22 protein-coding genes are annotated in these 21,335 nt (G+C 57.3%); 4 read left to right on the top strand and 18 right to left on the bottom strand.

Annotated elements, in window-relative coordinates; translation table 11 throughout:
- The first annotated feature begins 94 nt into the window (after nucleotides 1-94).
- Entirely contained in the window at nucleotides 95-1,018 is a 924-nt protein-coding gene (locus tag NTX17_06530) for a radical SAM protein (protein MCX5801027.1), read from the top strand.
- Nucleotides 1,019-1,046: 28 nt separating this feature from the next.
- On the opposite strand, the gene NTX17_06525 is transcribed toward NTX17_06530, so the two are convergent.
- The 3 genes from NTX17_06525 to galE all read right to left on the bottom strand — a co-directional run bounded on the left by NTX17_06525 (nucleotide 1,047) and on the right by galE (nucleotide 3,846).
- Nucleotides 1,047-2,402 carry a replication-associated recombination protein A gene (locus NTX17_06525; GenBank protein ID MCX5801026.1) on the bottom strand — a complete coding sequence of 452 codons (1,356 nt, stop codon included), beginning with the start codon at nucleotides 2,400-2,402 and terminating at the stop codon, nucleotides 1,047-1,049.
- Nucleotides 2,403-2,405: 3 nt separating this feature from the next.
- A complete protein-coding gene (locus tag NTX17_06520) occupies nucleotides 2,406-2,804 on the bottom strand; it encodes a secondary thiamine-phosphate synthase enzyme YjbQ (GenBank protein MCX5801025.1) in 399 nt (132 codons plus the stop codon).
- 61 nt (nucleotides 2,805-2,865) lie between these two features.
- Nucleotides 2,866-3,846 (bottom strand): UDP-glucose 4-epimerase GalE, encoded by a 981-nt coding sequence (gene galE / locus NTX17_06515; GenBank protein ID MCX5801024.1) that lies wholly within the window; start codon nucleotides 3,844-3,846, stop codon nucleotides 2,866-2,868.
- A gap of 305 nt (nucleotides 3,847-4,151) precedes the next feature.
- Here galE and NTX17_06510 point away from each other — a divergent pair, with 305 nt between their 5' ends.
- Together NTX17_06510 and NTX17_06505 are read left to right on the top strand one after the other, a co-directional pair.
- A complete protein-coding gene (locus tag NTX17_06510; GenBank protein ID MCX5801023.1) occupies nucleotides 4,152-4,634 on the top strand; it encodes a hypothetical protein in 483 nt (160 codons plus the stop codon).
- A complete protein-coding gene (locus tag NTX17_06505) occupies nucleotides 4,609-5,187 on the top strand; it encodes a hypothetical protein (protein MCX5801022.1) in 579 nt (192 codons plus the stop codon). The genes NTX17_06510 and NTX17_06505 overlap by 26 nt, the downstream gene beginning before the upstream one ends.
- On the opposite strand, the gene uvrA is transcribed toward NTX17_06505, so the two are convergent.
- From uvrA to NTX17_06490, 3 genes are all read right to left on the bottom strand, one after another.
- Complete coding sequence (gene uvrA, locus NTX17_06500) at nucleotides 5,123-7,921, bottom strand: excinuclease ABC subunit UvrA (protein MCX5801021.1); 2,799 nt, start codon at nucleotides 7,919-7,921, stop codon at nucleotides 5,123-5,125. The genes NTX17_06505 and uvrA overlap by 65 nt on opposite strands.
- Before the next feature lie 438 nt (nucleotides 7,922-8,359).
- Entirely contained in the window at nucleotides 8,360-9,601 is a 1,242-nt protein-coding gene (locus NTX17_06495) for a hemolysin family protein (GenBank protein MCX5801020.1), read from the bottom strand.
- Between the two features lie 19 nt (nucleotides 9,602-9,620).
- Nucleotides 9,621-10,856, bottom strand: coding sequence for a hemolysin family protein (locus tag NTX17_06490; GenBank protein MCX5801019.1), 1,236 nt, complete (start codon nucleotides 10,854-10,856; stop codon nucleotides 9,621-9,623).
- Between the two features lie 195 nt (nucleotides 10,857-11,051).
- Between NTX17_06490 and NTX17_06485 the strand changes: the two genes are divergently transcribed.
- A complete protein-coding gene (locus tag NTX17_06485) occupies nucleotides 11,052-12,854 on the top strand; it encodes a peptidyl-prolyl cis-trans isomerase (protein ID MCX5801018.1) in 1,803 nt (600 codons plus the stop codon).
- Nucleotides 12,855-12,940: 86 nt separating this feature from the next.
- Here NTX17_06485 and tatA read toward each other — a convergent pair whose 3' ends face one another.
- From tatA to groL, 12 genes are read right to left on the bottom strand one after another with little or no spacing between them, the layout of a single operon-like run.
- Nucleotides 12,941-13,144 (bottom strand): twin-arginine translocase TatA/TatE family subunit, encoded by a 204-nt coding sequence (tatA, locus tag NTX17_06480; protein MCX5801017.1) that lies wholly within the window; start codon nucleotides 13,142-13,144, stop codon nucleotides 12,941-12,943.
- Nucleotides 13,145-13,187: 43 nt separating this feature from the next.
- A complete protein-coding gene (locus tag NTX17_06475; protein MCX5801016.1) occupies nucleotides 13,188-13,460 on the bottom strand; it encodes a DUF4321 domain-containing protein in 273 nt (90 codons plus the stop codon).
- A 19-nt stretch (nucleotides 13,461-13,479) separates the two neighbouring features.
- A complete protein-coding gene (locus tag NTX17_06470; protein ID MCX5801015.1) occupies nucleotides 13,480-13,932 on the bottom strand; it encodes a LytR C-terminal domain-containing protein in 453 nt (150 codons plus the stop codon).
- 4 nt (nucleotides 13,933-13,936) lie between these two features.
- Entirely contained in the window at nucleotides 13,937-14,485 is a 549-nt protein-coding gene (locus tag NTX17_06465) for an HIT domain-containing protein (GenBank protein MCX5801014.1), read from the bottom strand.
- A gap of 7 nt (nucleotides 14,486-14,492) precedes the next feature.
- Nucleotides 14,493-15,245, bottom strand: a complete 753-nt coding sequence (locus tag NTX17_06460; protein MCX5801013.1) for an NTP transferase domain-containing protein — start codon at nucleotides 15,243-15,245, stop codon at nucleotides 14,493-14,495.
- A gap of 6 nt (nucleotides 15,246-15,251) precedes the next feature.
- A complete protein-coding gene (gene panC / locus NTX17_06455; GenBank protein MCX5801012.1) occupies nucleotides 15,252-16,097 on the bottom strand; it encodes a pantoate--beta-alanine ligase in 846 nt (281 codons plus the stop codon).
- A gap of 12 nt (nucleotides 16,098-16,109) precedes the next feature.
- Nucleotides 16,110-16,985, bottom strand: a complete 876-nt coding sequence (panB, locus tag NTX17_06450) for a 3-methyl-2-oxobutanoate hydroxymethyltransferase (protein ID MCX5801011.1) — start codon at nucleotides 16,983-16,985, stop codon at nucleotides 16,110-16,112.
- A complete protein-coding gene (locus NTX17_06445) occupies nucleotides 16,975-17,631 on the bottom strand; it encodes a deoxynucleoside kinase (GenBank protein MCX5801010.1) in 657 nt (218 codons plus the stop codon). The genes panB and NTX17_06445 overlap by 11 nt, the downstream gene beginning before the upstream one ends.
- Nucleotides 17,628-18,122 (bottom strand): 2-amino-4-hydroxy-6-hydroxymethyldihydropteridine diphosphokinase, encoded by a 495-nt coding sequence (gene folK / locus NTX17_06440; GenBank protein MCX5801009.1) that lies wholly within the window; start codon nucleotides 18,120-18,122, stop codon nucleotides 17,628-17,630. The genes NTX17_06445 and folK overlap by 4 nt, the downstream gene beginning before the upstream one ends.
- A complete protein-coding gene (folB, locus tag NTX17_06435; GenBank protein ID MCX5801008.1) occupies nucleotides 18,119-18,481 on the bottom strand; it encodes a dihydroneopterin aldolase in 363 nt (120 codons plus the stop codon). The genes folK and folB overlap by 4 nt, the downstream gene beginning before the upstream one ends.
- Nucleotides 18,469-19,623: an aminotransferase class I/II-fold pyridoxal phosphate-dependent enzyme gene (locus tag NTX17_06430; GenBank protein ID MCX5801007.1), complete on the bottom strand. Its 1,155-nt coding sequence runs from the start codon at nucleotides 19,621-19,623 to the stop codon at nucleotides 18,469-18,471. The genes folB and NTX17_06430 overlap by 13 nt, the downstream gene beginning before the upstream one ends.
- Nucleotides 19,624-19,633: 10 nt before the next feature.
- Complete coding sequence (gene groL / locus NTX17_06425) at nucleotides 19,634-21,253, bottom strand: chaperonin GroEL (GenBank protein ID MCX5801006.1); 1,620 nt, start codon at nucleotides 21,251-21,253, stop codon at nucleotides 19,634-19,636.
- Between the last annotated feature and the right edge of the window lie 82 nt (nucleotides 21,254-21,335).

The following is a 21,335-nucleotide window of genomic DNA, read 5'->3' as shown; positions in this document are numbered from 1 at the left end:
TGTCCCTTGGATACGGTTTCTGCAGCGGGCCGGACCCGCGTTGGACTAACCTGCCTCCCGCTGGTATAATGCTTTGCTTGAGGAGGTGGCTCTTTTGCCGCTTGTTTACCCATCTTACCTTAACCTGCTTGAGGGTGGAAGCCTAAAAGCTCGCGCCCGGGATGCGATGGAGATCCTGCGGAAGTGCGCCCTTTGCCCCAGGAGGTGCGGTGTCGACAGAACACGGGACGTGATCGGGAAGTGCCGTGCGACCCGGACCGTGATGGTCTCGAGCCACAACGATCACCACGGCGAGGAACCCCCCATCTCGGGCCAGAGAGGCTCCGGCGCGATCTTCCTCACCAACTGCGATCTCGAGTGCATCTACTGCCAGAACTATCCCATAAGCCAGCTGGGTCACGGAAACGAAGCCTCCGAACGCGAGCTTGCGAGGATGATGCTCTCTCTCCAGGAACGGGGATGTCATAACATCAACTTCGTGACCCCCACCCACTACATGCCGCAGATACTGTCCGCGTTGGCGGTGGCTGCCGAACAAGGACTCCGGCTCCCCGTCGTATACAACACGAGCGGGTATGAGCTGGTCGAGGTCTTGAGGCTACTCGACGGGATCGTCGACGTCTACATGCCGGACATGAGATACGCCAGCGACGAGATGGCTCTCAAGTACTCGAATGCTCCCGGCTATGCGACCCACAACCGAGAGGCCGTCAAGGAAATGCACAGACAGGTTGGGGACCTGCAGATTGACGACAACGGGGTTGCCGTCAGGGGGATAGTCATCAGGCTTCTCGTTCTTCCCGGCTCGATAAGCGGCACCGAAGAGACGCTGGAGTTCATTGCGGAGGAGATTTCCCGCGGCAGTTTCATTAGCCTGATGGCTCAGTATTTTCCGGCGCACAAGGCCGGCCTTCACCCCCCGCTTGACAGGAAGATCACGCGAGACGAATATGCAAAGGCGTTGAAGAAGATGCACGAACTGGGATTGACTGAAGGCTGGGCTCAGCGGCTGGTCTAGCGCCGCAATGCGGACCCTACCCGCGCCCTCACTCAGGCTTCCCGGGACTGCGACGCAAGGCCTGCCTCTTCTCCCTCCACTCTTCCATCCTCTCCTTTATCACAGACTCGAAGCCCGTGTCGCCTGGACGATAGTATTGCCTGCCCGTCAGAGCCTCCGGGAAGTACTCTTGGTCCACCACCTTGTCGGGAGAATCGTGAGGGTACTTGTAATCCTTGCCGTATCCGAGCTCTTTCATGAGTCCGGTCGGAGCATTCCGTATTTGCAGAGGAACGGGGGGATTCTCGCCTTCCGCTACGTCTTTCTGGACTTTCTGATACGCTTCGTAGACGGCGTTACTCTTCGGGGCCGTTGCCAGGTAGATGACCGTCTGGGCCAGAGCAGTATTGCCCTCCGGCATTCCGATGAAATGAACGGCCTCTTTGGCCGCGACGGCCACGAGCAGGGCTTGGGGATCGGCGTTCCCCACGTCCTCGGAGGCGAAACGCACCAGACGACGCGCGACGTACAGAGGGTCTTCTCCCGCTTCGAGCATCCGGGCGAGCCAATAGAGGGACGCGTCGGGGTCGCCGCCTCTCATGCTCTTGTGAAGCGCCGAGATGATGTTGTAGTGCTCCTCCCCTTCCTTGTCATAAAGAAGGGACCGTTTCTGCATGGCGTCCTGGGCCGCGGCCAGCGTGATCGTGCGCCGTCCCCCCGCATCCGGTGCGGTGGTCAGAACGGCCAGCTCAAGGGCGTTCAAGGCAACTCTTGCGTCTCCGTTTGCGGTGCCTGCAAGAAAACTGATTGCGTCTCGTTCCACGACCGGGAAGAAGGAGGCAAGCCCTCGCTCTTGGTCAATCGTCGCCCTCTCGAGCACAAGTTCGAGCTCCGGAGTACTGAGCGGACGGAGGACAAACACTTTCGAGCGAGAAAGAAGCGCCGAGATGACCTCGAAAGACGGATTCTCAGTCGTTGCGCCTATCAACACGATGGTCCCGTTTTCCACGTGAGGAAGAAAAGCGTCCTGTTGAGCCTTGTTGAACCTGTGGATCTCGTCAACGAAAAGAATCGTCCTTCGTCCCGAGCGCTTTCTCTCCACAGTGGACCTTGCAATGACCTCCCGAATCTCCTTCACACCGGAAGTCACCGCGCTGAATGCCGCGAAGTGAGAATCGGTCATGTTGGCTATGATGCGGGCGAGCGTCGTCTTGCCGGTCCCCGGAGGCCCCCAGAATATGACCGACTGGATTTCGTCATTCTCGATGGCCTTCCTGAGCACCTTGCCGGGCCCGACTATGTGCTCCTGACCGACGAATTCCTCCAGGGAGCGAGGCCTCATCCTGTCGGCGAGAGGCGCGCCGGCCTGCTTCGGCGGGGTCGTTTCGGAAGAAAAAAGCTCCATGAATCACGCCTTCCCCAACGTCGTCACGTAGATTTCTCTTCTGCGTGGGCCGTCGAATTCGCAGAAGAAGATGCTCTGCCAAGTGCCGAGCGCAGGGGCCCCGTCTTTGATGGGAACGGTGCGGGAGACTCCCACGATCGTGGATTTGATGTGAGCGGCGGAGTTCCCTTCGGCGTGCGAGTAGCCGCCCTCAAAAGGCACGAGGCGGTTCAGCATGTTGATGACGTCGGCCTTCACGGAAGGGTCTGCTCCCTCGTTTACTGTGACGGCCGCCGTGGTGTGCGGCACGTAGATCGTGCATGTTCCTTCTTCCACGCCGGATTTGCGCACGCATTCGGCGACCTGCCTCGTGACGTCTATCATTTCCGTCCTTGAATGAGTGCTCACGTCTATGACGTCCATTGTCGTTCTTCCTTCTCCCCGGTTCAGGCGAACCCTCGACCGGCATTCCACTCTGCGGCCTTCATTTATCATAACCGGAGGGAAATGCTGCCAGCCAGTTCCAGGCGCTCTCAACGATTTCGCGGAGAGACGTATGCTGGGGGACCCATCCCAGCTCGCTCTTGGCCCTCTCCGGGCTCGCAACCAGCTTGGCGGGATCTCCCATTCTGCGCCCGACGCTTCTCTTAGAAATCGCGACTCCGGTCACCTTGCTGGCGACCGAAATGACCTCCTCGACGGAATATCCTTCGCCGTTACCGAGGTTAAAAATCCCGTGTTTGCCTCGCACGAGTGCGTCCATCCCGAGGACGTGCGCCTCGGCCAGATCAAGCACGTGGACGTAGTCCCTCACGCATGTGCCATCTGGAGTCGGATAGTCGGTACCGAAGATCTCTACCGCCTCCCGCTGTCCCTTCGCCGTCTTGAGCACGAGCGGAACAAGATGTGTCTCCGGGTCGTGGAGCTCGCCGTGGCTCTCAGTTGCGCCTGCGGCGTTGAAGTAACGGAAGGAAATGTAGTTGAGCCCATGCGCGACCCTAAACCAGTGCAGCATTCTCTCAAAGCCCAGCTTGCACTCTCCGTAGGGGTTCACTGGTCTTGTCGGCGCGTCTTCTGTGATCGGCACGGCATCGGGCTCTCCATACACGGACGCGGAAGACGAGAACACGATCCGTTTGGTGCCAAAGCGCATCATTGCAGTAAGAAGATTGAGCCCGCATACCAGCTCACTCCAGTAGTACTTTTCGGGAGCGCGCAACGACTCTTCCACAAGGCTAGGGCTCGCCAGATGCATGACGCAATTGAACGCGTTCTCGCTGAAGAGCCCTTCAACCTCGCTCGCGTCTGCGAGATCTCCCGCAACGAATCGGGCCGAAGAATGGACCGCGTCCTTGTGCCCGGTTGAAAGGTTGTCAAAAACAACGACTGAATGCCCTTTCTTCACGAGGATCTCTACCAGCACGCTACCTATGTAGCCTGCTCCGCCGGTGACCAAAACGTTCATGAGCACCTCCGTACCTGTCTCAAGGCTCTCCGCACAAAGCCACCAGGCTGTAGTGTGCCACAGGGCCTCCGATACTTCAAGGGCAACTAGGAAAAGAGCATTTTTGCAGTTGACAACATTTTTGCCGCTCTGCTAACCTTAGTCCAGTAGAGCGAAGCGGAGTTCCCTGCCTGGGGCGTGACCTTTCAGCGCTTAAGCCTAACTTGTAAAGCGGGCTATCTTCGCAAGAAGAGGTTTTGGGGCTGCCGAAAGAACGCTTGGGCGGGGAACTTCCGTGTTTTGGGCTCAGTTACGAGGAGAAGACGTTGACAGAACGCACCGAGAAGCTAGTCGTTCTTTTTCTGGCAATGGGTTTCCTGCTGTTTCTCATTTTCTGCTCCTGCAAGAATGAGAACCTGATCGACCCGCTTGATATTCTTGACTCTCACAATCCCGAAACGTGGCGCCAAGTTAGGGACTGCGAGGGGTTGACGGCGAGCAGTCAGGCACGGTTGGTCCCTCCACCGGTCGAAGGAACGGTTGACATTTGTACCGGTCCGAACCCCACCTCGGGTTCCATCTGCTTCCAGTACGTCCTGCCTTCCGAGATGAACGTGTCGCTTGCAATCTACTCGGAGAAGGGCGAGAAGGTGACCACGATAGTCAGGGAGCGGCAGACCGCGAACACGTACGTGTATGTGTGGGATCTTGCGGACGATAATGGAATCCAAGTCGCCAACGGCACCTATCGAGCCTACTTCATGGCAGGAGACTATGTGACTCATGGTGACATCGTTGTCCAGCGCTAGAAGGCGACCGCCCGCTTTGTTGGCCGGTCTCTTCCTCTTGATGTTTGGTCTGGGCGCGGCCACGGCGGCTCACGCCCTTGACGTTGCCGCGGGGGTTGCATTTCCGCGTGGTTTCTACGAACACGCCCTCGGGGTTCGAGGGGAATTCGTTTCTCGTGTGGACTTTCTCCCCGCCTATCTTAGTCCCGTCGTGAGGCTGTCCGGATACGGCGCCACGAGGGACGGCGTTAGTCTTGTAGTGGGTTCCGCGTCGCCTCTGCTGAAGGCCGTGGCACCGGGAACAGCTTCAACCGCGCTCGGCTTTACCCCTTACATCGCCTTGGGGCCCAGCTTCAGTTATCTCTACTCTTGGGCCGACCTCGAGGATTTCGGAACTGAATCCAATTCCGATTTTTCCGCCACGCTGAGTATCTTTGTGGGTGTCGAATTCTTTTCTAACTCCAAAATCAGCATCTTCGGCGAGGCCCGCCAGACAATCCCCAGCGAATTCACTTTCGACTACGTGATGGTCGGCCTGAAGTTCCGCGGCTCGAGACTCCCAGGTATCGGCTGAGATATTTCCCGGTGTACGAGCCTTCCGCCTCGGCAATTTCCTCGGGCGTCCCGCAAGCCACGACATACCCGCCTTCGTCTCCTCCCTCCGGTCCCAAGTCAATGCAGTGATCCGCGGAGGCAATGAGTTCGACGTTGTGCTCGACCACGACCACCGTGTTTCCCCTGTCGACCAGTTTGTGCAGGACTTCGACGAGGTTCTTGACGTCCGCCGGATGCAATCCGACCGTAGGTTCGTCGAGAACGTAAAGCACATCTCTCGCGCCGGACTCAAGTAGTTCCGCCGCTATCTTGAGTCTCTGAGCCTCGCCTCCGGAAAGAGCGTTGGCAGGCTGGCCGAGTGTCAAGTAGCCCAGGCCCACCGTCTTGAGAATCCAGAGCTTCTCGCAGGCAGCGGGGTGGCCGGAGAAAAACGATATCGCCTCGTCAACGGTGAGATCGAGCACCTGACTTATGTTCTTCCCCCGATACTCTATGTCCAGGATCGCCTGCTTGTATCTCGCGCCTCCACAACTGTCACAAGTCACGAACACGTCCGCAAGGAAATACATCTCCACCTTCGTGCTTCCGACGCCCTGACAAGTCTCGCATCTGCCGCCCGGAACGTTGAAGGAGAAAGTGCCTGGTGTGTATTTCCTTCTTCTTGATTCTATGGACGAGGCAAAGATCTCTCTGATGGGGCCGAACGCGTTCGCGTAGGTGACCGGATTCGAGCGGGGCGTCTTCCCGATCGGAGTCTGATCCACGAGTCGTACGTCGCTTATCAGGCGTCCGCCTTCAAGCTTGGCATGAGCGCCTGCCTTGAGAACGCTTCTTCCCTTCTCAAATGCAAGTTGCCTGTAAAGTATGTCCGATACCAGCGTGCTCTTACCCGAGCCGGACACTCCCGTCACACAAACAAAGAGCCCGACCGGAATCTCTATCGTCAGATCTTTGAGATTGTGCTCTCTGGCGCCTCTGATAACTATTGCGTGCGCGCCCGGCTTTCTGCGTCGTCCGGTGACGTGGACTTTTTCTTTTCCGCTGAGGTATCGACCGGTGAGGGACTCGTCGTTGTCCAGAAGCCCCGGCAGGTCTCCCTGGTACACCAACTCCCCTCCTCTCTTGCCCGCGAGCGGACCGAGGTCGACAATCCAGTCTGACGCGCGAACAACGTCTCTGTCATGCTCGACGACTACGACCGTGTTGCCGGTGCGGCTCAGATGCTTGAGGACGGAAACAAGTCTCTCGCCGTCTCTTGCATGAAGCCCCGTCGTGGGCTCATCCAGAACGTAGAGAGAATCCACGAGTCCGGAACCCAGCGCATTGCCTATCTCAATTCTTCTCAGCTCTCCTCCCGAGAGAGTCCTGGAAAGCCTGTCCAGCGTGATGTAGCTCAGGCCGACCTCCTTGAGAAAATGCAGCCGGGACCTGATCTCGGATAGTATCCGACCTGCCACCTGTTCCTCGTAGGGAGTCAAGGGGAGGGACGAGAAGAATTCCACTGCTCTGCCCACGTCCATTGACGCGACTGCTGCGATGTCCCGGCCACCCACCCTGACATTCAGGGCCTCTCGCCTCAGTCGCACTCCGTTACACTCTTCACACACGACGGGTCGCTGGAACCTCTTCACAAGAAAACGTGCGTTGCTCTTGTAGCTCTTCTTCTTGAGCCTCTCGAGAAAAGGCATCACGCCGGCGAAACCTTTCGTGCCGTGAAGCAGGACGTTCCTCTGTTCTTCACTCAGCTTCTTGAAAGGAACGTCGAGGGGCACTTCGATCTTCCGGCGGAGCTTCTTGAATTCCCACAGGAAATGGGGCTTCCATTGCCCCGCCCACGGAGCGATTGCGCCCTCGGAAAGGCTCTTGTTTCCGTCAGGCACCACGAGCTCTGGGTCGAACTCGAGAACGTTGCCGAATCCGCGACAGCGCTTGCATGCACCGTACGGGCTGTTGAAAGAGAAAAGCAACGGCGTCGACTCCGGGTATTCCCGCCCGCAGACGTTGCATCTGAAACTCCTGTCGAATCTGAGGATTCCGTTCTCTTCCGTGACGACGGCGGCCTTGCCGCCGCCTTTCTCAAAGGCGGTGGTCATCGAATCGGCGAGCCTCTCGGCGTTTTGATCGTCTACTCGGATGCGGTCGACGAGCACCAGAACGTCGCGCAGTCTTCGAACGTCCGCCGGCCTGAGATCTTCCAGCTCGAAGACCTTCCCGCCGGAATGGACGCGCAGGAAACCGGAGGCCTTGAGATGCCGGGCAATCTTGGAGAATTCTCTGGATTCAAAACGACCAAGAGGAAATGCAATGAGGACGACTTGCGCCTTGTGGTTCAAGATCGTGTCGACGGCGGTCTGAACCGTGTGGGACACCACTTCGATTCCGCACTCGCCGCAGTAGGTCTTGCCGATTCTCGCGAAGAGGAGCCTCAAGTAGTCGTAGGTCTCCGTTGCAGTGCCCACGGTGGAACGCGCGCTTCTTGGGGCTTCCGACCCGCCTATCGCGACGGCGGGTCTCAATCCCTCGATCGAGTCTACTTCGGGTCGGGACATCCTTTCCAGAAACTGTCTCGTGTAGCTCGACACGGATTCGACGTACCGGCGCTGCCCCTCCGCGTAAAGAGTGTCAAATGCCAGCGTCGATTTCCCGGAACCGCTGACGCCGGTAATCGCGGTTATCTTGCCGATCGGAATCGCGACGTCGATGCACTTGAGATTGTGCTGACGTGCACCCTTTATTCTTATCCACTCTTCCATTTGGCCAGCGATATTCAGACTGCGCGGTATCGATTGCCTCCACGAGCACGAGCTGAGACAAGAGTAGCAGAAACCGCGAGGCGACTAAATGAAAATGCCAGCGCGGGAGAATCCCACGCTGACATCTTCAGAGAATTCACCAAGTCAAAGACTCGCTATTTCTTCTTGCCCTTCTTCGCGACCTTCTTCTTGGCTTTCTTCTTTGCTGCCATACTTCTCACCCCCTCGTTGCGTTGTATAAGAACTCGTGTTCTTCTACGCCGTCGTTTTTTGTGGCTCTTAAGCCACTGATGCCACAACTACAAAATCCTGTCAACATAAAAGATGAAAATTTCGAAAAAACTTTCTTCTCCGACGTCTCTCACGTCGTCCGGGAATTTCGGTAATCGGTCTTGGTCGGTCGTTCAAGGCAAATGTGTGAGGCGCGCGACGCCGGATTCAGTTCGCCGTCAGCGTCATCTTGATCTTTCTGATTCCGTAGCGGTGCACATCGGTCACTTCGAAGATGGCGGGGCCGCGAGTGACTTGTTCGCCTGTCTGCGGAAGCTTGCCGAGTACCTTGAGTATGAAGCCGCCCAGGGTCTCGTAGCCCTCTTTGGGCAGGCCGAGCTTGAAGTGTTCGTTGAGGTCGTCGATCGAGGTTCTCGCGTCGATCACGTACTCGTTGTCCCCCACCGCTCGAATCTGTTCCACGACGGCGTCGTGCTCGTCGACGAGTTCGCCCATTATTTCTCCTATGATGTCCTCGACGGTGACGATCCCGGCGCACGTGCCGAGTTCGTCCACGACCAGGGCGATGGGTACTCTCGCCCGGAGCATCTCTATCAACAGTCTGTCAAGCCTCTTTATCTCCGGCACGACAGGGATGGGTCTGACGAACCTCGACATGCCGTCTCCGCGATCCTCGTCGTAGAGAACATCGAAAACGTTGATGAAGCCTACGACCTCGTCCACCCTCTCCCTGTAGACGGGGATTCGAGTATGTCCCCTGCTCCTCACCAGCTCTCCGAGTTCTCCTACTCCGGCCTTCTCTTCTATCGAGGCCACCTCGCGCAAAGGAATCATCACGTCTCTGGCCACGGTCTTGCTGAAATTCAACACCCCCTGCAGCATGTCGCGCTCTCTCAGTCGCAGTGCGCCCCTTTCCGCACTCTCTCTCACTATGCTCTTCAATTCCTCCCTGGTTACAAAAGGGCTTCTCTTTGTCGCACCAGTGAAGGTGAAGAGTGATCTCACGAAGAAGGACGTGAGCCGCACAAAAGGCGTCAGCACGAAGGTGGCGGCGGAGAGGGGACGACACACGCTCAGCATCGCAGTGTCCGCCCTGAGTCTGAAATACGACTTCGGAATGACTTCCGCAAAGACGACCAGGATTGGAGTCACGATGAGTGTCGAGAAAATCGCCGACGCGGCTCCGAAGTTGCGGGCGAGAAGAACCGTCGCAACCGCCGCAGCGATGATGTTGAACAGGTTCGTGCCTATGAGCGTCGCGGCAAGGACTCCCTCCTGCTGCACCAGAAGCTTCGAGAGCCTCTCGGCCCTCTTGTCTCCTGAGCGGATCATGTGCCTGAGGCGAATCCGGTTCAGTGAGACCACGCCGGTCTCGCTCCCGGAGAAAAAGGCGCTCAGGCACACACAGGCGGCTATGACGATGAGTCCCGCGAGCGTCGAAGGTGACATGCCTTGAACTCTCCCCCCGCTACAATCTCTTGACCCTGCACCGGGTCACCCTGTTTCTCTTGACGTCCAGAACTTCAAACCTGTAACCCGAGTGCTCGAAGCCGGCCCCCTTGGAGGGCAGCTCGCCGAGCCTCTCGAAGATGAACCCGCTCAACGTGACTGCTCCGGTGTCCGCCAGTCTCAGGCCGAGCTCTTCACGGACCAGATCAAGACTGGCGCGGCCGTCTGCAAGAATTCCGCCATCCGCGAGGCGACGCACGGGAACCTGGTCGGCCTCGAATTCGTCGTAGATCTCCCCCACGATCTCTTCAAGGATGTCTTCCTTCGTGATCAGACCCAGCGTCTCTCCGTGTTCGTTCACCACTATTGTCATCAGCGTGCCCTTCCCCTGCATCTCGTGGAGAAGTCCCTCGAGCTTCCTGCACGAGGGAACGAACAGGACGGGCTTTATGAGCCGTTCGATGGGCCTGTCGGGCCAAAGGAAGAACTCCTTCGTACTGACAAAGCCTACGACGTTGTCTATGTTTTTCCTGCAGACAGGAATCCTGCTGTGCTTGGCCTTGCGCATGAGACGCGCGACGTCCTCCCTGCTCGCATCGTGCGGAACAGCCACGATGTCCACCCTGGGAGTCATTATCTCTTCCGCGCGTGTTTCGGCGAATTCCAGAATGTTCATGGCGATTCGCCTCTCTTCCCTGGTGAAACCCTCGACCTCATCCACCTCGTGCATCAGCATTCTGAGTTCGCCGAGTCCCACGGCCGGTCTTTGCTCAAGCTCATTCCGGCCCACCAGGCCCAGCGAAGAGAGAACGAAATTGGAGAAGGAGGCGACTCCATGAGTAACGGGTCCGAAGAATCCCATGACAACGCTCAGGGGGCCGATGAGAACCCTGGCAATCGGCAGAGGGAAGCTGACGGCGATGGTCTTGGGCACGATTTCCCCAAAGATGAGGACCAGGACGGCATCAACGACTATCGCTACGCCGAGCCCTCTCGGACCCATCAGCATTCCAAATATCGCCGTCGCGATGGCGGCGCTCGCCACGTTCACGAGCGTGTTGCCGACGATTATGGTGGTGAGGACGTGGCTGGGTTTCTCCATCGCACGAACGATGCGCCGGCCGGTTCGTCCCCCGGCATCGGCGAGCGCACTCAGCTCCACGGTCCTTATCGAAAACAGCGAAGTCTCGGACGCAGAGAAAAAAGCGGAGAAAGCCAACAGGATTCCAAACAGAACGAGTAAGAAGAAGGACATACGAAAGTCTCTCCCACCTCCGAGGCCGAGTTTATCGGCAATGCCTTCGAACGTCAATGGACAACCGGAAGCCGGAACCGCAAGAAGCGTCGATGTCACGGACGATTTCGCGTCTCATGCTTCTTGCATTTATCCACCGGGAATGGTAATCTTCACATTAACATCTTTGGAACCCATTTGTGAGGAGGATTCTTCATGTTTCTTTTCGAACGACTCAGAAAGAGTATGAAAATAGTGCTCTGGATTACCATTTTCGCTTTCGTCGGATTCATATTTCTCATCTGGGGAATGGACGTTCAGCGTAGCTCGGGCCCCAACCCGGGGACGATCGGCAGCGTGAACCGCCAGCGAATACAGACCACTTCTTACCAGCAAGCCCTGCAGGATTCCTACGCGCAATACGAGAAGCAGACCGGCAAGAAGGTGTCGGAAAATGAGGAAGGAACAATCCGAAGCTCGACTTGGGACAGGCTGGTAAATGAGATCCTCATCAATCAGGAATTGAAACGCCGAAAGATCTCCGCCTCCGATGCGGAGGTCGAATACTACATCCGGCTCAGTCCCCCTCCCGAAGTGGCAGAAAGTCCTGCGTTCCAAACCGACGGAAAGTTCGACCCGATGAAGTACAAGCAGATTCTGCAGAATCCTCAATATGACCTCACGGGTCTCGAGACCCTGGTGAGGTCCACCATCCCGATCAGGAAACTCGAAGAGCTTGTGGCGTCCTCTGCCAAGGTGAGTAACAACGAGCTCAGATCGTACTTTGAGGCCGGCACCGGGAAGGCGAATTTCAGTTACGTCTTGGCGAGGCCCGGAGCCTTCCAGATCAACCCTGACAACATATCTGAACAGGAACTCAGAACCTTTTACGGCGCCAATACCGACCAATTTCGAGTCCCCGACGCGGCCAAGATGCAATATCTCGTCGTGCCAAAGACGCCTTCGGCCCGTGACGAAGGTGATGCCCTGGCAGAGGTAAACGATCTTTGGAGAGAAGCACGCGCAGGCACGGACTTCGCACAGCTTGCGACTGACTACTCGGAGGGTCCAGAGGCCAGCAATGGTGGAGACATAGGGAGACTCGTGCCGAGAGAATCGATGCCGAGCGAACAGGCCGACGTTGCATTCTCTCTGAAGCCGGGCGAGATCTCTTCCCCGTTCAGGGACAAGAGGGGATTCAACATAATAAAGCTGGAGGAGAAAAAGACTGAGGGAGGGGTCGTGAAAGTAAGGTTCAGGCGCATCCTCATGCCTGTAGACCCCAGTAATGAGACGCTGTCCGAGATTCGCACCAAGGTCACCGACGTATCGGCCGCGGCATCGAAGATGTCTCTCAAAGATGCGGCCAAGCAGGCGGGATGGGAAGTGAAGGAAACCGGCGTCTTCTACAAAGGAAACCTGTCTCCAATCCTTCCTACCGAGGAATCAACAAAGGATTTCGCCTTCAAGAACAAAGTGGGAACAGTAAGCAACCCGGTGGAGACTGACAGAGCTTGGTACATTCTGGAAGTGACCGAGAAGATCCCTTCGCACGTCCCTCAATTCGAAGAAGCGCTTCCCAGGGTCAAGAAGGTCGCGGCGATGAGGAAACAGGAGGAATTGGCCCGGCAGGCGCTTCAAGCGGTCGCTTCGAAGCTCTCCCAGGGGCTGACTCTCGAGCAGGCTGCTACTGCAGCTTCGCTTGCCGTGACCCGCGCAAACGACATCACCAGGAATGACCCGGTGCCAGAGATCGGCAGGGAGCCAGCGTTGATCGGAGCGGCATTTGCTCTCGAGCCCGGTCAGTCCAGTCCTGTGTTGCAGGGCAACGCCGGCTTCTTCATAGTGAGATTGGACCACCGCACTGCGCTTGACGAAGTCGCGTTTGAAAGCCAGAGACTCGCCATGAAGGCGCAGATTCTTGAGCAGAAGAGAATGATCGCTGTTTCACTGTGGCTGGATCAGATGCGCAAATCCGCGCGCATACAAGACTTTCGATCACAAGTGCTCGGGTTCTAGCAGACCCGGCCTCCTCCGCGGCTCTTGACGTCCCGGCGCCCTCTGGCGTCGCTGGGCTTGCCGCACTCGCCCACCTGCTCCGGCTCTCATCCCGCGGGAGAGGAAGGCTTGTTCTCGTCTTTGTCCGGCTCCTTATCCTCGTCCCCGGACTCGAGTTCCTTTGCGGCCTTCTTGAACTCCCTGATTCCTTTGCCGAAGGACTTCATCACCTCTGGAATTCTCTTCGCTCCGAAAAGAAGGAGCACTACGAGAAGGATGACCAGAATTTCCCTGAAGCCGACATTAGGCACTGCAGTTACCTCCGTCGCCCGAACAAAACGAGTCTCGGGCAGCCTACCTTCCCATGCTGAACCACTTGAGAAGGTGAGCCAACAAAAGGACAAAAAGAACGCTCACAACGTTTGCCTTCACAGAGAAACCCAACGTGATCGAAAACACAATCAGATTCAACGTGGCAGGCGGAAAAACGTAGGTGAAGCCAAGAACGAAAACTCGCTTCACAGGAGAGTCCGGGAGAAAATACCCCAGAACTTCACCCACGGCACTGCCCAGGACAAGCCCGACTATCAGGACCAGCGTCAGATAGCCAAGTTTTCTACCGTTCAACGACGAGAGCCTCCAGTGTTTACTTGTTGAGCGCTATCCCTTTCCCTCGTCTCCACTCTCGCACGGGTTCGAGATTCGCCCAATCCGAGCCGACCACGACCACCACGTCACTAGCAGAAGCGGCGATTCTCTGCACTATCACCCTCTCACATCGAAGCGCCTTCCCCACTTTGACGGCCTTGTCTATGAGACCACACCTGTCAATCACGAGCGTGTGTTCGTAGTCGAAAGCGTCGGCGTTCCCTGTTCCCACTATGTCAAACCCGGCGTCTCTCAAGCATGACCCCACCTCCTCGGCAACGCCCTCCGTCCCGCAGCCGTTCTGGACCTCTATCCTTATGTCAAATGAGGGATTCTCCGCCCACGTCACTTTCTTCTTCTCGGAAGGCCTCAGGAGAGGATAGCTAAGAGCAACGACCAGGATCACCACTCCTGCCGCACAAACGTGGCCCAATCTCAGGGGACCAAACATGCCTCTAAGAGGTGCGTTCTTTTTTCGACCCATGCCGTTGCCGTATCGAACCCTTTCGAGAAGGAGATACTATTTCATCGAGGGCGGCCTTCAACTTCGCGTAGGTGTCCACGAGGGATTCCGGGAGAACCTTCGTGCCCGAGACAGTGGACATGAAATTCGTGTCGCCCGACCACCTCGGCACCACGTGCACGTGCAGATGCCCCAGCACCCCTGCGCCGGCACATCTGCCGAGGTTCAGGCCGACGTTGAACCCCTGTGCGCGGTATGCCTTCCTCAAGATGCGCTCACACAACGATAGCTGCCTCATGAGGTCACACGATTCGCCCTCCGTCAGCCCCGACACCGTGCCGACGTGACGCTTGGGGGCAATCATCAGGTGACCGCAATTGTACGGAAAAGCATTCAGCATGACCAAGCATTTCTCGGACACGGTGAGCACCAGGTTGCTCTTTCCCGGTCTGGCGTCAACCTTCCCGCAGAAGAGGCATTCCTTGCACTTCGCAGATTCGATGTATTTCATACGCCAACCAGCCCAGAGCAGCTCGCTCATGAAAACCTCAACCGCCTGCGCCCAAATCCTTGAGTATTTTCTCGCCCTCTTTCAACTGCTCGACCGTGTTGATGCCCAGGATCTCTCTCCAATCGGGCGCCGGGAATGTGCCTAGCTTCATTCCCTTGGAGTGCATGATTGTCACCACGTCTGTGAGATAGAGTTCGTCTTGCAGATTGTTGTTCCTCAGAAGCTCGATGCAGGATACCAGACTCGGCAGCCGGAAGCAATACATACCCGAGTTCACTTCCGTGGTGCACCTCTGCTCCTCGGTGCAGTCCACGTCCTCGACTATGGCGAGCATGACCCCCGAGGCGTCTCTCACGATTCTGCCGTACCCTTTGGGGTCCTTCACCGCGGCCGTAAGCACCGTGCAATCGCGCCCGGAGGAAACGTGTTGAGTCACCAGAGACTTGAGGGTCGACGGGCGCAGAAACGGAGAATCTCCACTCAACACCGCCACCGCCCCGTCTGTCTCGCGGATCTGCCTCAGGGCAAGCTGAACGGCATGCCCGGTCCCACATTGTTCGTCCTGCTCGACGAATTCCACGGGATAACCCTTCAACACGTCCCTCACCACGTCCTTCTGGAATCCGATCACGACCACGTTACGGTCGAATCCGACTTCCAGAACTGAGTCCATCACGTAATGGATGAGGGGGCGGCCCACAATATTGTGAAGAACCTTGGCCAGGTTGGATTTCATCCTTGTGCCCTGGCCGGCGGCGAGAACTATCGCTATGGTGTTGGGACTCGACATCGGGAATCAAACCTTGAGTCTTATGTTGTCTATGAGCCTCGTGGTTCCGACTCTCGCAGCTATGGCTATCAGCACGTCGCCGCGGATGTTCTTGATCGGAGTCAACTCACTGGAGTCCACGACGGCCACGTAGTCGACGTCCGAAATCCCACCCAGCGAAAGCGCCGTCTTGACCCGCGCTAGAATCCGCGCCGCGTTTCTCTCGCCGTCGCGTACGAGCTTCCTGGCAAGAAGAAGCGCCCCGGGTATCGCCAGAGCCAGCACTCTTTCTTCGGGGCTGAGGTAGCTGTTCCTAGAGCTCATTGCAAGCCCGCCCCTCTCGCGTACCGTGGGGCACGCTACGACTCTCACGTCGGCGTTCAGATCTCTCAGCATCCTACCCAGAATGATCGCCTGCTGCGCGTCCTTCTGCCCCACGACGAGCGCGTGAGGTCGCACGATATTGACGAGCTTCAGCACCACGGTGCAGACCCCGGCAAAATGCCCGGGCCTGAAGGCGCCACACAGCACCCTGTCCATTTGTTCGACGTTCACTCGCGTAAGGAACCCTTCGGGGTACATCTGCCGTCTCGGCGGAACGAAGAGCACGTCGCAGCCTTCGGCTCTGGCCAGGGTCGTGTCCCGGTGAATGTTTCGCGGGTAGGCTCTGAAATCTTCACGAGGTCCGAACTGGAGAGGATTTACAAAAATACTCATCACGACGGCGTCGGCTTCTTTGCGCGCTCTCCTCACGAGGCTCAAATGCCCTTCGTGGAGAAAACCCATGGTCGGCACGAACGCGATTGTTTTTCCGCGAGCCCTCGCCTTGTCGGACCAGAGCCTCATGGAACGGACGCCTTGTATCAGCTTCATGGTTCTCTTCGGTTATTCCCCGTAGCTGTATTCGAGCGTGGGAAACTTGCCTTCCTTGACCTCCGTCACGTAGCGAGTGAAGGCATCTTGGATGAGCTCGCCGGCTTCTGCATACCTCTTGACGAACTTCGGGGCGTACCTGGAGAAGAGGCCGATGACGTCGTGCAGCACAAGCACCTGACCGTCGCAGTGTGGGCCTGCCCCGATTCCGATTGTGGGGACAGAAACCTCCGCCGTAATCTTCTGCGCAAGTCTCCACGGGATTCCTTCAAGAACGATTGCAAAGCAGCCGGCTTCCTCCAGCGCCTTGGCGTCCTCGAGCACCAGTTCTGCGTCCTCGGACTTCTTGCCCTGGACTCTGTATCCGCCGAACTTGAGGATTGATTGTGGCGTCAACCCCACGTGGCCCATGACGGGAATGGAGGCCCGCACCATCCACTCGATCGCCTCGGCCATCCGCTTTCCCCCTTCGAGCTTGACGGCGTCCACGCCCGCTTCCTTCACGAATCTCCCGGCGTTTCTGACGGCCTGATACTTGCTCTCCTGAAAAGACATGAACGGCATGTCCCCGACGACGAGAGCCTTGGGGCAAGCTCTCGTCACGGCCGAGGCATGATGGAGCATCTCGGCCATGGTCACGCGCAGAGTGTTCTCATAACCAAGCACTACCATTCCCAGGCTATCGCCTACCAGAATGACGTCCACACCGGCGTCGTCGGCCAACCTTGCCGTCGGGAAATCGTAGGCAGTGAGGGCGGCTATCTTCTCGCCGTCCTGCTTCATCCTGGCTATAGAGACGGCCGTCGCCTTTTTCCTCTCGCTTTTCTCGCCCCCGCCCGTCTCGCTTCTGCGGTCCTTTTTTCCGCTCTCGCTCGTCTCACTCTTCACCTTTACCTCCGATCGGCGTGTAGTAAAGGACCCCGGACTTGTGCTCTTCGATTCTCTTAGAGAACTCGTCTATGTATTCGGGATTACTGACGAAGTCTATCTCGGAAGTATTCACGATCAAGACCGGGGCGTCGGTATAATGAAAGAAAAAGTAGTTGTAGGCCTCGTTCAGAGTCCGGATGTAATCGGCCTCCATCTCCTTCTCGCACGGTCTGGCCCTCTTCTGTATCCGCTTCATGAGCACTTCCGTGGACGCCTGTAGATAAATCACAATGTCGGGCTTCGCGATGTCCTGCTCCAGGATTGAAGCAATACGGTCGTAGAGAGAAAATTCCCTGTCGTCGAGGTTTATGTTGGCGAATATCCTGTCCTTCTGAAAAATGTAATCGCTCACCGTCTTCTTGAAAAACATGTCTCTCTGAAGAAGCTCGCGCTGTTGCTGGTAGCGGCTCAGGAGAAAATAGACCTGCACCTGGAAAGCGAGCCGCTTTCGCTCCTTGTAGAAATCCTCAAGAAAGGGGTTCGTTTCCGCTTCCTCGAGGACGAGCCTTGCGGCAAGCCTCTCGGAAAGGATCGTGGCGAGACTGGTCTTCCCTACTCCGATCACGCCTTCGATGGCGATGTAGTTCTTCTCAAGGGCGGTCAAAGCCAGAATCTTCCTTTTCGTTTGACCGAACAGTGGGGCTTCAGTTTCTTCAAGAGCTTTCTGACTGGCTCCTTTGTGCGAGGATGCACAAGGTCTGGCTCTATTTCAAGAAGAGGGATGAGAACAAAGGCCCTCTTCTCCATTTCCGGGTGCGGAATGACAAGTTCGTCCTCTTCTATCACGCTCTTTCCGTAGAGTAAGACGTCGAGGTCTATGGCTCTCGGCCCCCACCTGACGGTCCTCACGCGACCCATTCTCTTCTCGATCAGCATCAGGTTCCAGAGAAGTCTCCGGGGCGAGAGTTCTGTTTCAAGAAGAGCGACGGCGTTGACGAAATTTGGCTGCTCCACGTCCCCGACGGGCTCGGAGTCGTAAAGCGAGGAAACCGTTATGAGCTTGGTGAAAGGAAGAACGGCAATCTCATCGACGGCTCGTCTGATGTTCTTTTCTCTCTCTCCGAGATTGCTGCCTATTCCGACGAACGCTTTCACGTTCCCCCGCTCCTCTCGAGTTCCACCTCGACGTTGCTCAGGCTTGCAGAAAAGGGCACGTTGGGCTTGCGAACTCTGACCACGACCTTCCGAACGCTGAATCTGGCGAGAAGCTCACCGGCCACGGTCTCCGCAAGGGCCTCCAGAAGCTTATACGAACGCTCCTCCACGACTTCCTTCACGAGATCGTAAACCTTGGTATAGTCCAGCGCATCACTGAGAGAGTCGCGCGAAGCACAAGCGGCAAAGTCGCCGTGAAGCTCCACGTCCAGTTCCAGCCTCTGGCCGAGTCGTCTCTCGGCCTGGAGGACACCATGATGCCCGAAGAATGATAAACCTGTAAGTCTCAGCTTGTCCACAGATTCAAACTGGCGATTTTCGCGAGTCCTTCGGCGATTTCTTCCTCGGGACGCGTCAACGCGATCCTGAACCAGCCTTCACCGTTGTTTCCAAAACCTGAGCCCGGCGCCACGGAGACGTTGGCCTCCTCCAGCAGCCGGACTGCAAACTCCATCGAAGTCATGCCCCGAGGCACCCTGGCCCACACGTAGAAGGTACCCTTGGAGCGGAAGAAACGACAGCCCAGTCCTGCCAGCCGCTCAAACGCGAGCCCACGCCTTCTTTCATACGCGCGCAGATTCTCATCATGACTGAGCGACAGAGCCGCGAGGGCGGCATCCTGGATGGCCCCAAAAACGCTCGAGTCCAAGTTCACCTTCACCTGGCCCAGAGCTTCCAGGATTTCCCTGTTACCGACGGCGAAGCCTATCCTCCAACCTGTCATGTTGAAGGTCTTGGAAAAGGAGTGAATCTCTACCGCGCAGTCCTTCGCTCCTTCGGACTCGAGAATGCTCGGAGAACGAAACCCGTCAAACGTGATTTCGTTGTAGGCCGCGTCGTTGCATATCATGCTCCCTCTCGAGCGGGCAAGGCTAACTATCTTGTCGAAGAAGTCCCTCCCTGCCACGGCGCCCGTAGGGTTGTTTGGATAGTTCAAGAAGATGAGTTTGGCTCTCCCCAGAGAATCAAGCTCTTCGACGCGCGGCAGGAAATCATCCTCTTCCCTCAGGCCGAAGCACCGTACCTCTCCGCCGGCCATCATTGACGTGTTTGAATAGACCGGATATCCAGGGTCGGGCACCAGAACCGTGTCGCCGGGGTCCAGAAGCGCAAGAGGAAGATGCCCGAGTCCTTCCTTGGAGCCGATGAGCAACAGGATCTCGACATCCGGGTCGAGCTCCACACCGTATCTGTGATGGAACCAGGAAGCAAGAGCCCGTCGCAATCTCGGGTGTCCCCTGTACCCGGGATAGCGATGGTTCGAGGCGTCGGTGACCGCCTCGCGCATCCTCTCAACGATTTCCGGAGGTGTAGGCAGATCCGGATCACCCACTGCCAGGTCGACGACTTTCGCCCCCCGCGCCGTCATCCTCTGCTTGGCCTTGTCCAGCTCGTCAAAGAGATAAGGGGGGAGCCTGTCCAGTCGCCTGGAGTGTCTCATCTGCGTCATCTCAGTGCATGCCGTGCCCGTGAGGGCCGGGAGGCATGTCTTCCTCCTCTTCCGGCTTGTCAGCCACAAGAGCGTTCGTCGTGAGAAGAAGACCGCTTATGCTGGCCGCATTCTGGAGAGCGACGCGCGCAACCTTGGCAGGGTCCACAATGCCGGCCTTGACCAAGTCTTCGTACTCGTTGGTCTGTGCGTTAAACCCAACGTTCGCCTCGAGCGTCTTGATCTTCGCTACGACTACAGAGCCCTCCTTACCGGCATTGAAGGCGATGAGCTTGGCCGGCTCCTCCATGGCCTTCGCGACGATGTCCTTCCCTATCTTCTCGTCACCTTCGAGCTTGAGCCTCTCTACGGCACCGAGAGCCCTCAGGAACGCGACCCCACCACCTGGCACGATGCCCTCTTCCAGCGCAGAACGCGTGGCAGACAGCGCGTCTTCCACCCTCGCCTTCTTCTCCTTCATCTCCACTTCCGTGGCCGCGCCGACGCCTATCACCGCAACCCCGCCGGAGAGCTTAGCGAGTCTTTCCTGGAGTTTCTCCTTATCGTAACTCGAGGTCGAGTCCTCGATCTGCTTTCTTAGTTGGGCGATTCTGGCCTGCACCTCGGCCTTTTTCCCCGCTCCGCCGACGATCGTCGTGTTTTCCTTGTCGACGGTAATGCTCTTGGCCTTGCCCAGGTCGCCCGTCGTCGCGTTCTCCAGCTTGAAGCCCGTCTCTTCCGATATGACTCTCCCTCCGGTCAATATCGCCACGTCCTCGAGCATGGCTTTTCTCCTGTCGCCGTAGCCGGGAGCCTTCACTGCCGCGCCGGAAAGCACTCCCCTGAGCTTGTTGACCACGAGAGTGGCCAGTGCTTCGCCTTCGACGTCTTCGGCAATGATGAGCACCGGCTTACCCAGTTGGGCAACCTTCTCCAGTACCGGCAGAAGTTCGTGTATGGAGCTGATTTTCTTGTCACAGATGAGGATGACAGGATCCTGAAGCACCACTCTCATTCTCTCTGGCTCCGTCACGAAGTAGGGCGAGATGTAGCCGCGGTCAAACTGAAGACCTTCCGTAAACTCGAGCGTTGTCTCCATGCTATTTGCTTCTTCGACCGTAATCACGCCGTCCTTGCCGACCTTCTCCATCGCGTCTGCAATGAGCTTGCCGATCTCCTTATCGTTATTCGCGGAGATGGTGGCAACTTGTTCAACTTCGTCACGGCCGGCCACGGTCTTGCTTGATTTCTTCAGACTCTGCACCGCGGCCTCTACGGCCTTGTCGATTCCACGCTTGATGCGCATGGGATTGCCACCCGCCGTAACGTTCTTGAGACCTTCCCTGAGTATGGATTGGGCCAGCACGGTGGCCGTGGTGGTGCCGTCACCGGCGTCATCGTGCGTCTTTGTGGCGACCTCGCGAAGAAGCTGCGCGCCCATGTTCTCGAAGGGCTCTTCGAGCTCGACTTCTTTGGCGATTGTCACGCCGTCGTTTGTTATTATGGGCATCCCGAACTTCTTCTCAAGGACAACGTTTCTCCCCTTCGGCCCCAGGGTGACCTTCACTGTGTTTGCCAGCTTGTCGACGCCGCGCCTGAGTCCCTCGCGGGCGGCAGAATCGAATACCAAAATCTTCGGCATTGAAACAACCCCTCCTCTTACTGAGTCAGTCTTGCTGGACCAGTCCCACCGACCCAACTCTCCCAACTCAATCCTATCAACT

Source organism: Candidatus Eisenbacteria bacterium, from assembly GCA_026388185.1.
GTDB lineage: Bacteria > Eisenbacteria > RBG-16-71-46 > JAFGJU01 > JAFGJU01 > JAPLKG01.
The sequence above is the reverse complement of the archived record's forward strand: the minus strand, read 5'-3'. Positions and strand labels throughout refer to the sequence as shown.

Coding starts and splice junctions, on each gene's coding strand:
- NTX17_06525 (MCX5801026.1), bottom strand. CDS start 2,402: ATGGAGCTTTTTTCTTCCGAAACGACCCCGCCGAAGCAGGCCGGCGCG.
- NTX17_06520 (MCX5801025.1), bottom strand. CDS start 2,804: ATGGACGTCATAGACGTGAGCACTCATTCAAGGACGGAAATGATAGAC.
- galE (MCX5801024.1), bottom strand. CDS start 3,846: ATGAACGTTTTGGTCACCGGCGGAGCAGGCTACATAGGTAGCGTGCTG.
- NTX17_06505 (MCX5801022.1), top strand. CDS start 4,609: ATGGTGACATCGTTGTCCAGCGCTAGAAGGCGACCGCCCGCTTTGTTG.
- uvrA (MCX5801021.1), bottom strand. CDS start 7,921: ATGGAAGAGTGGATAAGAATAAAGGGTGCACGTCAGCACAATCTCAAG.
- NTX17_06495 (MCX5801020.1), bottom strand. CDS start 9,601: ATGTCACCTTCGACGCTCGCGGGACTCATCGTCATAGCCGCCTGTGTG.
- NTX17_06490 (MCX5801019.1), bottom strand. CDS start 10,856: ATGTCCTTCTTCTTACTCGTTCTGTTTGGAATCCTGTTGGCTTTCTCC.
- NTX17_06485 (MCX5801018.1), top strand. CDS start 11,052: ATGTTTCTTTTCGAACGACTCAGAAAGAGTATGAAAATAGTGCTCTGG.
- NTX17_06470 (MCX5801015.1), bottom strand. CDS start 13,932: ATGTTTGGTCCCCTGAGATTGGGCCACGTTTGTGCGGCAGGAGTGGTG.
- NTX17_06465 (MCX5801014.1), bottom strand. CDS start 14,485: ATGAGCGAGCTGCTCTGGGCTGGTTGGCGTATGAAATACATCGAATCT.
- NTX17_06460 (MCX5801013.1), bottom strand. CDS start 15,245: ATGTCGAGTCCCAACACCATAGCGATAGTTCTCGCCGCCGGCCAGGGC.
- panC (MCX5801012.1), bottom strand. CDS start 16,097: ATGAAGCTGATACAAGGCGTCCGTTCCATGAGGCTCTGGTCCGACAAG.
- NTX17_06430 (MCX5801007.1), bottom strand. CDS start 19,623: ATGAGACACTCCAGGCGACTGGACAGGCTCCCCCCTTATCTCTTTGAC.
- groL (MCX5801006.1), bottom strand. CDS start 21,253: ATGCCGAAGATTTTGGTATTCGATTCTGCCGCCCGCGAGGGACTCAGG.